Origin of the sequence: Paraburkholderia kirstenboschensis, assembly GCF_032806925.1 — a bacterium.
GTDB classification, from domain to species: domain Bacteria; phylum Pseudomonadota; class Gammaproteobacteria; order Burkholderiales; family Burkholderiaceae; genus Paraburkholderia; species Paraburkholderia kirstenboschensis.
On the sequence record NZ_CP136513.1, the window covers coordinates 1,194,856 to 1,206,700 of the forward strand.

An 11,845-nucleotide genomic window follows, 5' to 3' on the forward strand; every position below is an offset into this window, starting at 1 on the left:
ACCATCCACGCCGCGGCTATCACTACACGTCGCCCAACGGCATCGCCTCGGACGACTCGAAAGCCCGTTCGCCCAGCCAGATTTCCTGCTGCAGCCAGTTGCGAAACAGCGTGACGTGCGGCAGCTCGTCCTGCCCCGCGCGGGTGACGAGCCAGTACGACTGGTGGCCGTCGACGTGCACGTTCAACACCTGCACCAGCCGGCCTTCGGCGAGTTCCCGCGCGATCATGTGGCGGTCTGCGATCGTCACGCCGAGCCCGTCTATGGCCGCGCGAATCGCGTGGTCGAGCAGATCAAACTCATAACCGCCGCGCGTATCCACATTCTCGATTCCGGCGGCCTTCAGCCAGTGTTGCCAGGTCAGGTAACGCTGATCCGCGCTGGCGAGCACATGCAACAGCGTGAACTCGTTGAGGTCGATGGCGGCGCGGCCAGCCTGCCGCGCGAGCAATGCCGGCGCGCAGACTGCGATATGCCGTTCGTTCATCAACAGACGATTGTCGAAACCTTCCCACTCGCCGTTACCGAAGCGGATCGCGCAGTCGAGCACGCCTGATTCCGCGAGTTTGTCGTCGACGCGAGTGGACAGGCTCAATTCGAGGTGCGGATGCGCGTCGCGCAGCCGGCCGAGGCGCGGCATCAGCCAGCGGCTCGTGAAGGTGGGCGGTGCGTTGATGCGCAGGCGGTTGCGATGCGTTTTCTCCTGCAGGCTGCGTACAGTGAGTTCGATACGGTCGAACGATTGCTGCAGCGCTTGCAGAAGTACGCGGCCGGCGGCAGAAAGCTCCAGATGGTGATGATGTCGTTGCAGCAGCGTCTCGCCGATTTGCGCCTCCAGTTGGCGCACTTGCCGGCTCACCGCGCTTTGCGTGACGTTCAGCAATTCCGCGGCGCGTGTGAAGCTGCCCGTGCGGCCAGCCACTTCAAAGGCTTTGAGCGCATTCAGCGCGGGCATTTTGCGTTTCAAGGTGTTCGACCGGGGAAGGAGGCGCGCGGTGCGCGATGTGCCCGGTATTCTAGCGTTTGCGGTGCGCGAAGCGATGCACGCCGCATGGGGCTTTTCGCCGGTTTCCCGGCTGAGGGCGAGGGAACGCGGCCCGAACGCGGAACTGTTCGTCGAACCGTTACGCAGCCGCGTGAACCCGGGTTTTACTGGAGAAGTTAATCCGCCGTCCGCCGATCCGCCAACGCCTTCTCGCAATCGGCAAGAACCTGCCGCACGAGCCGGGCTTGTGGATCGAGTTCGTCGGTGTCCAGGATTTCTTCGACAGCGTCGCGCGCCCAGTCGGCGTCGACAAAGCGCGCGTGCCGGCGCGCAATCTCCAGAGCGGTGGCCGACAACTTCGCAATGGAGAGCCAGTCGGCTTCGCGCGCGCGCCGGTCGAGCCATTTGTGGGCAGCCTGTACGTGGAACGCCGCGTCGGGCCAGTCCTCGTTGAGGTAATAAGCGCCGAGGCTGCCGCACGTGAGCCAGCACAACAGCTCCAGACGGTCTCGCGGACTCAGATGGTGGCGTACATCACTCATGGCGACGCTCGCTGCGGTAAAGTGCTTTCCGGGGGAGGCGGCGTGCGGCCGTCCTCCGCATTTATTAACAATATCACGCAGAATTCACCAGCGGCAATTCCCGGGCGTACCCTGGCGCACACGGCCTCCCGACACGGCGCCCGCACCGGCGCTGCGCGAGCAGCGGAAAATCCCGCGACGCGCTAACTTAACGGATTCTTCCCGATCACCGCATCCGACGTCCTATGCTGCAAATCCTCGGCAAGACTTCATCCATCAACGTGCGCAAGGTGCTGTGGACCTGCGCCGAACTCGGCCTCTCGTTCGATCAGGAAGACTGGGGCGCGGGGTTTCGCCCGACCAACGACCCGCAATTTCTCGCGCTCAATCCGAACGCCATGGTCCCCGTCATCAAGGACGGCGACTTCGTATTGTGGGAATCCAACTCGATCATTCGCTACCTCGCCGGCCGCTACCGGGATCGCGGCGAGTCGCTATATCCGGGCGACCCGTGCGAGCGCGCGCGATGCGACCAGTGGATCGACTGGCAGGCGAGCGAACTGAACCGCTCGTGGAGTTACGCGTTCCTCGCGCTCGTGCGGCACTCGCCGGCGCATCGCGACGCGCAGCAGATCGAGTCGTCGCGGGCTAACTGGGCGAAGCATATGGCGATCGTCGAAGGGCAGTTGCAGCGTACCGGCGCGTTCATCGCGGGCAACGCGTTCTCGCTCGCGGACATTCCGATCGCGCTGTCGATCAACCGTTGGCTCGAAACGCCGATCGAGCACGATGATCTGCCTGCCGTGGCCGCTTATATGACGCGTCTCGCGGAGCGCGACGGTTATCGCGAATACTGCCGCAACGGCACGCCGTAAGCGCGGCAGCGAGCAGAGGAGAACAGAAGGGAAACTGGAAGAGGGCAAACCGGACAAACGACACGGGGCCGCAACGGCCCCGCAAACGCAACCGCAACCGCTCAGACCTGAACGAGCCGCGGAATCTGCACATCGGGATTGACGTCGGCCTCGTAATCGACGCCCGCGATCTCAAAGCCGAAAAGACGCAGAAAATCCGTCTTGTAGCCGCTGAAATCGGTAAGTTCGTAGATGTTGTCGTTGGTCACCTGGTCCCACAACGCCTGAACCTGGTTTTGCACGTCGGGGTCCAGTTCCTTGTAGTCCGCGCGCAAGCGCCCTTCGTCGTCGATGTGCGGCGTCGAACCGTACAGGCTCTCCTTGTAGAGGCCGTAGACCTGTTCGATGCAGCCTTCGTGCGTGCCTTTTGCCTTCATGACCTTGAAGAGCAGCGACAGGTAAAGCGGCATCATCGGAATCGCGGAACTCGCTTGCGTGACGACCGCCTTCAGCACCGAGACGCGCGCGTCGCCGCCTTTGGCCGCGAGCTTCTCGCGAATGCCGAGCACTTTCTGGTCGAGGTCCTTCTTGGCGGCGCCAATCGAGCCGTTCCAGTAGATGTCGTGCGTGATTTTTTCGCCGAGGTAAGTGAACGCGGTCGTCTTTGCGCCGTCCGCGAGCACGCCGGCTTCCAGCAGCGCGTCGATCCACATTTGCCAGTCTTCGCCGCCCATCACCGCGACCGTGTGGTCGATTTCGGTTTGCGTGGCAGGTTCGAGCACGGTTTCCTTGATGACTTCCTTGTCCGTGTCGATGCCGCGCAGGCTGACCGCCTTCCCGACCGGCTTCAACGTGGAACTGAACACTTCGCCGGTTTTCGGATGCGTGCGCTTGGGCGCGGCGAGGCTGTACACGACCAGATCGACCTGGCCGAGATCGCGCTTGATGACCTCGATCGTGCGTGCCTTGACTTCGTCCGAAAATGCGTCGCCGTTGATGCTCGTCGCGTACAGGCCTTCTGCGCTCGCGAATTTCTCGAACGCCGCGCTGTTGTACCAGCCGGCCGTGCCGGCCTTGGTTTCGCTGCCGCCGCGCTCGAAGAACACGCCGAGCGTATCCGCGCCGCAGCCGAACGCCGCGGTGATGCGCGCGGCAAGTCCGTAGCCCGTGGATGCGCCGATCACCAGCACCTTCCTGGGGCCGTTGGCGATGGGACCGCGTGCCTTGACGTATTCGATCTGTTCCTTGACGTTGGCCTCGCAGCCCGTCGGATGGGTGGTTACGCAGATGAAGCCACGCACGCGCGGTTTGATGATCATGAAGCACCTCTTGTCGGAATTGGCGACATTATAGTGGCCCGCGCCGGCTCCTGGCGTGGCGCGCGGGATAGGTCATGAGGAGCGCCGAGCGGGCCGCCTCGCCTGCCGGAAATCGAGCCGCGCCGCACATCTTGGTAGGATTCAGCCTTTTCCGGCAGACGGTAACCAGTGTGAAGCGTTTTATTTCCCTGATTCTGGAGACCCTCGACCGAGGTCTGACCCGCGCGAACCCGCTCGTGGCCGGGGCGCTGCGGCACCTGCGCCATCCGAGCCGCCGCGGCGTGCTGCGCGCCTGCGCGGCGCTTCCGCTGTTGTTCGTGCTGTATGTGCTGATCCTGATTCCGTTCACACCGGGTATCGGCGATATTCGCAAGGCCAAGATCGAGCAGCCCGCGCGCATTCTCTCGGCGGACGGCAAGCTGCTCGCCGAGTTCAAGCCGTCCAACCGCGAGTGGGTCAAGCTCAAGGACATCTCGCCGAATGTGGTCAATGCGCTGATCGCCACCGAAGATCATCGCTTCTATCAGCATTTCGGGCTGGACTGGCGGCGCACGGCATCGGCCGCGCTGCATACGTTTTCCGGCGACCGGCAGGGCGGCTCGACGATCACGCAGCAACTCGCGCGCAATCTCTATCCGGACGAAATCGGCCGTGCGCCGACGCTGACCCGCAAGCTGAAGGAGGCCATCACCGCTTTCAAGATCGAGGCGCTCTACACGAAGGACGAGATTCTCGAAACGTACCTGAACACGGTGCCGTTTCTCTACAACGCGTACGGCATCGAGATGGCGGCACGCACGTATTTCGACAAGTCCGCGTCGGACCTGAACGTGCTCGAAAGCGCGACGCTCGCGGGCATGCTGAAGGGCAACAGCTATTACAACCCGGTGCTCAACCCGGAGCGCGCATTGCAGCGGCGCAATACGGTGCTCGCACAGATGGTGAAGTTCGGCAAGCTCACGCCCGCCTCGTTCGAGACGCTCAGGAAACGGGCGCTGCGCATCGACTTCGAGCGGCAGACCGAGCCGCCGGGACCCGCGCCGCACTTTGCGCAGCAACTGCGCAAGTGGCTCGCGGCGTGGGCCGATCGCAACGACTACAACATTTATTCGGACGGCCTCGTGGTGCGCACCACGATCGATTCGCGCCTGCAGACCATGGCCACCCAGGCGGTGAACCTGCAGGGCAACCAGTTGCAAGGCATCGCCAATGCGGCGTGGGGCAGCCATTCGGGCTGCTCGAACGGCAAGGATCTGCTCGCGGCGTTCCTGCGCGAAACGCCCGACTTTCGCGCCGCGAAAGACACGGGCCTGACCGACGACGATGCGCTCAAACGCGTATCGTCCGACCGCAACCTCGTGCAGTCGGTCTGCGAATCCAAGACCCGTGTGCAGGCCGATTTTCTCGCGATGGACCCGCGCAACGGCCAGATCAGGGCGTGGGTCGGCAGCCGCGATTTCAGCCAGGATCCGTTCGACCACGTGCAGCAGGCGCGCCGTCAGCCTGGCTCGACGTTCAAGCCGTTCGTCTACGCGGCGGCCTTCGAGGCGGGTGCGAAGCCGACCGACACACTCGTCGATCAACCGGTCGAAATACAACTGGCGGGCGGAGAAGTCTGGCGTCCGAGCGACGAAGACGAACCGAGCGAGCGGCCGATCACGCTGCGCGACGGTCTTGCATATTCGCGCAACCGCATCACCGCGCAACTGATGCAAACGGTCGGCCCGAACAAGGTCGCGCGGCTCGCCCGCGCCATGGGTGTGCGCGACAGCCCACTCGATGCCGTGCCATCGCTCGCGCTCGGCACGAGCCCCGTGACGCTGAAGGAGATGGTGTCGGCGTACGGGACGATTGCCAACCTCGGCGGATACGTGGAGCCGGTGATGGTCACGCGCATCGAAGACCGCAACGGCGAAGTGCTGGCCGACTTCGCGCCGGCGCAACCGCAACAGGAACTGCCCGCGGACGCCGCCTGCACGCTTGTCGACGTGATGCGCGATGTCGTGAACCGCGGTACGGGATCGGCGATACGCGGGCGCTTCGGCGTGCGTGGCGACGTGGCCGGCAAGACCGGCACGACGCAGGGCAACGCAGACGGCTGGTTCATCCTGATTCATCCGCAACTCGTGGCCGGCGCGTGGGTCGGTTTCAACGACAGCCGCGTGACCTTGCGCAGCGACTACTGGGGACAGGGCGCGCACAGCGCGTTGCCGATCGTCGGCGACTTCTTCCAGCGCGCGCAGCGCTCGAAGCTGGTCGACACACGCGTGAGGTTCGCCACCGAGCAGCAGCCCGGCTGGTTCGCCGAGCGTTCCGAGCGGCTGCGGGCGTGGTTCCAGCATCTGTTTCCATCGCCGACGGTGAAGTCTCAGACGGCCGTGACGGCTCGCAACACCACGCGGCGAGCGCCGGCGGCGCCGGCGGCGACGGCTTCGCCGGGGGCGGCGGCAGAAGGTGTGACGGCTGAGGCTGCAGCCAGCGCAGCAGCGGCGGCCAGCGCGGGATCGCGGGCGTTACCGCCCCTGCTGCCGAGGCCCGGCGAGGCAACGGCTTCCGGCTCGACAACGACTTCGGTGTTCGGCAGCGAGCCTGTGCACGGCGACGCGCAGGGCGCCGGCACGGCGGCATCGGCGCCGACACCCACGCCGGACGACGTCGTGCCGCCGGACGCCGTGGGCACCGGGAGTCAATCTGGCGCGGCGAACGGCTCGCCCTGACGGCGACGAGGTGCCGCGCCGCGTTGGCTAGTATTCCGCGACTGGCGGCCCCGCCGCGTCGCGTCCCGCCGTGCCCGCCGACGCTTCCAGCGCGGGGTCGTGATGCAGCAGCAGCGCGGCCGCCGCGCCGACGAGGCCCGCGCCTGCGAGGCAGAGCAGTCCCGCGCCGAAACCGCCGGTGCTGTCCTTGATCCAGCCCATCGCGTAAGGTCCGAAGAATCCGGCGAGATTGCCGAGCGAATTGATCGCCGCGATGCCGCCGGCAGCCGCGGCGCCCGACAGGAACGCAGCCGGTAACGTCCAGATAACCGGCAGACAGCCGAAAATACCGAAGCCGGCAATCGACAGCGCAATCATTTTCTGCACGGGATTATCGAGCCCGGCCGACGCCGCGATGCCGAGCGCTGCGACCGTCAGCGCGATCGCCACATGGCGTTTGCGTTCCAGCTTGCGGTCCGAATGACGTCCCCAGTAAACCATGCTGATTACGCCGACGATATACGGCAGCGACGTTACAAAGCCCGTCTGCAAGTTAGTCAGACCGAAGGCCTTGACGATCTGCGGCAGAAAAAAGCTCAAGCCGTAATTGGTAGCGTTGGCACCGAAGTAGATGAGCGCGATGGCGAGCACGCGCCGGTTGAGGAGCGCTTCTTTCACACTGAAGGCATGCACGGCTTCGCGATGCTCGCGTTCCTGCTTCTGACGTGCGACGAGCCAGTCGCGCTCATCGGCGGCGAGCCAGCTTGCGTCGGCCGGCTTGTCGGTCAGGTAGAACCACACCGCGAACGCCAGGATCAGAGCGGGCAGGGCTTCGATCAGATAAACCCATTGCCAGCCGGCGAGGCCGGCGAAGCCGTCCATGGAGAGCAGGGCGCCCGAGATCGGCCCGCCGATCACCGTCGACAGCGGAATCGCCGCCATGAAATAGCCGACCACGCGGCCTCGATACGCGGCGGGAAACCACAATGTGAGCAGGAAGATGACGCCGGGGAAGAATCCCGCTTCGGCCACGCCTAGCAGAATGCGCAGGCCGTAGAACACATGAGCCGCCGACAGTCCCGTGTAGTGCGCGATATGTGGGATATACGCCATCGCACCGGCAAGCAAACCCCACGTGAACATGATTCTCGCGATCCAGCGGCGCGCGCCGAATTTTTCGAGCAGAAGATTGGACGGCACTTCGAAGAAGAAGTACGCAATGAAGAAAATCCCGGCGCCAAAGCCGAATGCGCTTGCGGAAAGCCCGAGTGCCTTGTTCATCTGCAGCGCGGCGAAGCCGACGTTGACGCGGTCCAGATAGGCGATGAAATAGCAGACGATCAGGAACGGCACGAGCCGAACCGTCACACGTTTCATGGTACGTGCTTCGAGTTCCATCGATGTCTCCTCCAGTTCATTGTCCGGATGGTTTTGAAGAGGTCGTTACAGACTAATCGCTCAACCACGATTCGGGAAGCGCTTTAAACAGTTCCAGCGCGCCATTTGTCGATGCTGCATCTGCACAGATTGTTCATGTGAGGGCAACAGTGTTTTTGAGCCGTGAGGCTGATCTCGCATGCGTTATTCCGGATAATTGCGGCTGCGGGAAAACCGAACCGACCGCCCTGAAACGACTCGGTGCGCGGTCACGAAACGATCAGAAAAGCCAGGTGCATCATGTTGAACAAGCTTCGCGATTGGGCTCGCGTCGCCACTGCGGCGCTCGCGATGGGAGGCGCGCTTGCCGGCTGCGCATCCTCGACGCATGTCGTCGCAACCGATAAACCCGGCACGTACACGGTCGCGGCAAGCGCGACGGGCGGACGCATGGCATGGGCGCGCGCGCACGGCGAGGCGCTGAACGAAGCGCGCGATTACTGCGAGCGGCGCGGCATGCAGAGCAGCATCAATGTGGAAACGGTGAGCGGGGTGGAGATGCTCACGACGCATGCGTCGTCGGTCAACTTCGAATGTCATCCGAAGTTCTAGCGCAGAGATGCGCTGCGCGACACGCTTGAGCGAATGTCACGGAGCGTGTGCCGTTAATTGATGTGGAAGGTCGGGAGCTTGTTGTCCCTGGTGTCCCTAGCTGTCCCGCTACGAAGATGGCCAGGAGCCTGGCGGGTTCCGCGTCGCGCATGATTGCATTGCCACGCAATAAGGTTTGCAGATAAGCGGCAGGAAGTGTTCGCTAGCGCACAGACGAGCCCCATAGTGCTTGTTCAACTTGGCTTGTTCTCTCCGATACGGTCTGCCTGAATTGGCGACAGCGCGTCCCGCTTGCGGACGCAGCAATAGATCGGCCACAGGTTGTCTCCGCGTCGCCCTCGGACATGCCGGGAAGAGTAAGCGCGTACGCAGCTTCTTCCTGCTCCTGAAGGAAGAGGTGCCGCCATGAGGCCGCTTACCGTTTCTGTCCTGGCGCTGGCGCTCGCAGGATGCGCCGCGGATCACACCGCCTCGAACAATGCGTCGTCGGCGCAGCCCGGCAGTTGCAAGGTCGCGACAGAGGGCGAGATCGCGGCGTTATTTGATCGATGGAATCAATCTCTGCAGACCGGCGACCCGCACAAGGTGGTCGCCAACTATGCGCAACGGTCGATTCTTCTCGCGACGGTATCCAGCAAGCCGCGCCTGACGGTTGCGGACAAGGAAGACTATTTTCATCAGTTTCTACAAGATCGTCCTTCCGGAAAGATCGACCTTCGTTTCGTTGAGGTCGGCTGCAATTCCGCCGTCGACGCGGGGCTCTACACATTCACGTTCGCGCGAACTGGCGTGGTTGTGAAGGCGCGCTATACGTACACCTATCGCTGGGACGGGACGCAATGGCTGATTACCAGTCACCACTCGTCGGCGATGCCGGAGAAGGAATGAGGCCCGCGCTTCGTCATGGTGATCGTCCCGGATGTCATGATGTGAGCCTCCCGTCAAAGGTCGGCCAGCATGACATGTGAAGGTTCAGCTTTGCCTGGGTACGCGAACGTCAAATGCTAACCGTTGACCGCCTCCGAGGGGTCCTGGCGAACGCGCCGTCGTTCTTGTGGCGGCTTGCCACGAATGTGCTCTTCGATGCGATAGAGCGCGCCGATGCGCTCACGTGCTTCGCTGGTGATCGGCGATGCCCGGAGCGCGTGCCGATCATGTAGCTTTCGACCTGCATGCGCCATGCACGCAGCTTCGTAAAACAGACCGCCCAGATACAGGTCCGTATCGATCGCGCAACGCACTCTGATCCTGATGCTGCACCGGACCCCGTTCCAGATGCATGACGTGTAGTTGTGAATACCGCGAGGCGCAAGAAATCAATCGCGCGTTGCCCGACGAGCCGCCATATTCAAGCGAAGGATCACCTCAATGGCGCGACTCCCGCTCCCACTCGTTTTCGTCCATCGCCAGCCGGAAGCCGAGATGCGACATGCCATTCATCGGGTCCGTGCCGCGGCGCGCGCTGGTTCGGTAGCTGATACAGTAAGTTTCGCTGCACAGGAACGAACCGCCGCGCGTGACGCGCTCAGGGGCCGCGGCGGTCGGACCGTTTTCGGGATCGTAGCTTGATGCAGGGCCGTGAGGATCGCTAACGACACGTCGGGACGCCGCCTCGACGCGAAACGCGTCTACACACGATGTCGAGGCTTTTTTTAAATGTCGGGGTCTGGGCTAATTAGAAATGTCTGATCTCAGAGGTTGGTGTGGAGTCTGTCTTTCACGGGTTTCAACTCATACAGTGTTGAAGGACTGCTTATGAACGGGCAGGGCGTGTCAGTCCGTTCAGTGTGCCCTTGCAGACCGACGGCCTGGTTTTGATGCTGCCTTTGGCTGTTTTGTGTGTTGCGTGGCGAGCTGCAGGATCGTTTCATTCAGATCGGTCTGCGTGAATGCGCGCGGCTTCTTCGTGCCCGGCGAGCCTGTCAGTTTGCGTACGGCCGCACCGCGATTCGTGCGTGACGGCGAGCCCGATACACGACGATTATCGCGTTGGGCCTGCAGGGCCTGCGCGACCTGCAGCGTATAACCCAGCCGCTTGTGCTCAACGACGGCCCCCTGGTCGATCTCCGCGAGCTTGTCGTACGGCACACAGGGCAGCGCCACGCCACCGGCCCGCAGTTCGATGCGACCGTCCGGGTACTCCCATACGTCGATGTAGCGGCCGATCAGCCGGCGGGTGGCCGGCGTATCGTCGAGCAGCCAGATCATGAGGTCATTCAGGACCGTCAACGATTCCGACACCTTGCGCATCACCCGCCACGTCAGGATCGCGTCCAGATCCTCGTCGGCGCGCAGCGGCCGGTGTGCATCGAACGGGCTCCTGGGCGGCTTCGCAAAGCGCGCGTTGTACGCGGCCATGAAGGCGGGCGCCCAGGCGTTGGCGGCCTCCTGTGTGCTGATCCCGCGCAGCCTGAGTTCCTTGACGAGCCGGTCCTGCAGCGTCAGGTTGGCGCGCTCGACGCGCCCCTTGGCGGGGCTCGAGTTCGCGCAGAACGTGTCGATATTGAGCTCGTACATCGCGCGGCCGAACTGCGTGACGCCCCGCGCGCCGTTGCGGCTGTACGTTGGCCGGAATACGCTGGCCCGGTCGCTGTAGAACGCCACCGGCTTGCCGTAGCGCTCGAGGTACGCGCGCGTCGCCTCGAAATAGCTGAAGGTCGACTCCGTGGCCGCGAAATGCAGCACCATCAGGCGGCTGGTCGCATCGTCGACATACACCAGCAGCGTGCAGGCGGGCGCGCGCTCCTCGAACCAGCGGTGGTCGCTGCCGTCGATCTGCACCAGTTCGCCGAGGCAAGCGCGCCGGGCACGCGGCTGGTGGATCTTCGGTGGCCGTTGCCGGCGCGGCACCCACAGCCCGGCATCGCGCATCCAGCGCCGCACAGTTTCCTTCGCCAGCACCAGGCCATGACATTCGGCCAGCTTCTCGCACGCGAGGGTCGGTCCGAAATCGGCGTAGCGCTCACGCACGAGTGCCATGGCCCGTGCACGCAGATTGATGGGCAACTCGCGGTTGCTCGGCTTGCCACGCTTGCGCGACACCAGCCCGGCTGGACCCTCGGTCTCATAACGCCGGCACAGCCGGCTGATCTGACGCTCACAGAGATCCAGCCGCTCGGCTGCCTGAAAGCACCGCAGACGGCCTTCAACGACAGCCTCGATGACCTTGACTCGTTCCAATTCGCGCATGGTTGCCGTGATCAGGCCACGCCCATTCATGATTGCCCCCTGGGTCAACGCATCGGGACAGCGTGCGCCTGAGGGCGGCAAACCGGACATTTCTAATTAGCCCAAACCGGACATTACTAAAAAGCTCCTACAACGATTTGGTTGATAATTTATCTTATGTCAAATGGACTTCCCACAGAAGCCGCAATACAGTGCGACCCATTCCTCCAGGCGACTTGTCATTCGGACCGCGACGTCGTCGGATAGCCTCGCGATTCCGTCCCACGCTTCCTCCGAGGTCATTACGGCTCTC

The 11,845-nt window shown here is 63.4% G+C and carries 9 protein-coding genes and 2 pseudogenes; 4 read left to right on the forward strand and 7 right to left on the reverse strand.

The window, feature by feature from the left end; all coding sequences use genetic code 11:
* Positions 1–22 precede the first annotated feature (22 nt).
* Both RW095_RS28065 and RW095_RS28070 read right to left on the reverse strand, forming a co-directional pair.
* A complete protein-coding gene (locus RW095_RS28065; RefSeq protein ID WP_317022037.1) occupies positions 23–955 on the reverse strand; it encodes a LysR substrate-binding domain-containing protein in 933 nt (310 codons plus the stop codon).
* 206 nt (positions 956–1,161) lie between these two features.
* Positions 1,162–1,527: a hypothetical protein gene (locus RW095_RS28070; protein ID WP_128595054.1), complete on the reverse strand. Its 366-nt coding sequence runs from the start codon at positions 1,525–1,527 to the stop codon at positions 1,162–1,164.
* Positions 1,528–1,751: 224 nt separating this feature from the next.
* Between RW095_RS28070 and RW095_RS28075 the strand changes: the two genes are divergently transcribed.
* Positions 1,752–2,381, forward strand: coding sequence for a glutathione S-transferase family protein (locus tag RW095_RS28075; RefSeq protein WP_317022038.1), 630 nt, complete (start codon positions 1,752–1,754; stop codon positions 2,379–2,381).
* 101 nt (positions 2,382–2,482) lie between these two features.
* On the opposite strand, the gene fabV is transcribed toward RW095_RS28075, so the two are convergent.
* Positions 2,483–3,679 carry an enoyl-ACP reductase FabV gene (gene fabV / locus RW095_RS28080; protein WP_317022039.1) on the reverse strand — a complete coding sequence of 399 codons (1,197 nt, stop codon included), beginning with the start codon at positions 3,677–3,679 and terminating at the stop codon, positions 2,483–2,485.
* Between the two features lie 170 nt (positions 3,680–3,849).
* Here fabV and RW095_RS28085 point away from each other — a divergent pair, with 170 nt between their 5' ends.
* Entirely contained in the window at positions 3,850–6,396 is a 2,547-nt protein-coding gene (locus RW095_RS28085) for a penicillin-binding protein 1A (protein ID WP_317022040.1), read from the forward strand.
* Between the two features lie 27 nt (positions 6,397–6,423).
* On the opposite strand, the gene RW095_RS28090 is transcribed toward RW095_RS28085, so the two are convergent.
* On the reverse strand, positions 6,424–7,773 hold the full coding sequence (locus RW095_RS28090) for an MFS transporter (protein WP_317022041.1): 1,350 nt from the start codon (positions 7,771–7,773) through the stop codon (positions 6,424–6,426).
* Positions 7,774–8,052: 279 nt separating this feature from the next.
* Between RW095_RS28090 and RW095_RS28095 the strand changes: the two genes are divergently transcribed.
* Positions 8,053–8,364 (forward strand): hypothetical protein, encoded by a 312-nt coding sequence (locus RW095_RS28095; protein WP_317022042.1) that lies wholly within the window; start codon positions 8,053–8,055, stop codon positions 8,362–8,364.
* A 405-nt stretch (positions 8,365–8,769) separates the two neighbouring features.
* Positions 8,770–9,252 (forward strand): DUF4440 domain-containing protein, encoded by a 483-nt coding sequence (locus RW095_RS28100; protein ID WP_317022043.1) that lies wholly within the window; start codon positions 8,770–8,772, stop codon positions 9,250–9,252.
* Between the two features lie 116 nt (positions 9,253–9,368).
* Here RW095_RS28100 and RW095_RS28105 read toward each other — a convergent pair.
* The 3 genes and pseudogenes from RW095_RS28105 to RW095_RS28115 form a co-directional block, all read right to left on the reverse strand.
* A pseudogene (locus RW095_RS28105) lies at positions 9,369–9,584 on the reverse strand (IS66 family transposase); the annotation flags it as partial.
* A gap of 145 nt (positions 9,585–9,729) precedes the next feature.
* Positions 9,730–9,993: pseudogene (locus RW095_RS28110) on the reverse strand (SUMF1/EgtB/PvdO family nonheme iron enzyme); the annotation flags it as partial.
* 153 nt (positions 9,994–10,146) lie between these two features.
* Positions 10,147–11,583, reverse strand: a complete 1,437-nt coding sequence (locus tag RW095_RS28115; RefSeq protein ID WP_317016276.1) for an ISNCY family transposase — start codon at positions 11,581–11,583, stop codon at positions 10,147–10,149.
* Between the last annotated feature and the right edge of the window lie 262 nt (positions 11,584–11,845).

What these genes read in the sequence shown, in the direction of transcription:
- RW095_RS28065 (WP_317022037.1), bottom strand. Translation starts at nt 955, where the DNA reads ATGCCCGCGCTGAATGCGCTCAAAGCCTTTGAAGTGGCTGGCCGCACG.
- RW095_RS28070 (WP_128595054.1), bottom strand. Translation starts at nt 1,527, where the DNA reads ATGAGTGATGTACGCCACCATCTGAGTCCGCGAGACCGTCTGGAGCTG.
- RW095_RS28075 (WP_317022038.1), top strand. Translation starts at nt 1,752, where the DNA reads ATGCTGCAAATCCTCGGCAAGACTTCATCCATCAACGTGCGCAAGGTG.
- fabV (WP_317022039.1), bottom strand. Translation starts at nt 3,679, where the DNA reads ATGATCATCAAACCGCGCGTGCGTGGCTTCATCTGCGTAACCACCCAT.
- RW095_RS28090 (WP_317022041.1), bottom strand. Translation starts at nt 7,773, where the DNA reads ATGGAACTCGAAGCACGTACCATGAAACGTGTGACGGTTCGGCTCGTG.
- RW095_RS28095 (WP_317022042.1), top strand. Translation starts at nt 8,053, where the DNA reads ATGTTGAACAAGCTTCGCGATTGGGCTCGCGTCGCCACTGCGGCGCTC.
- RW095_RS28100 (WP_317022043.1), top strand. Translation starts at nt 8,770, where the DNA reads ATGAGGCCGCTTACCGTTTCTGTCCTGGCGCTGGCGCTCGCAGGATGC.
- RW095_RS28115 (WP_317016276.1), bottom strand. Translation starts at nt 11,583, where the DNA reads ATGAATGGGCGTGGCCTGATCACGGCAACCATGCGCGAATTGGAACGA.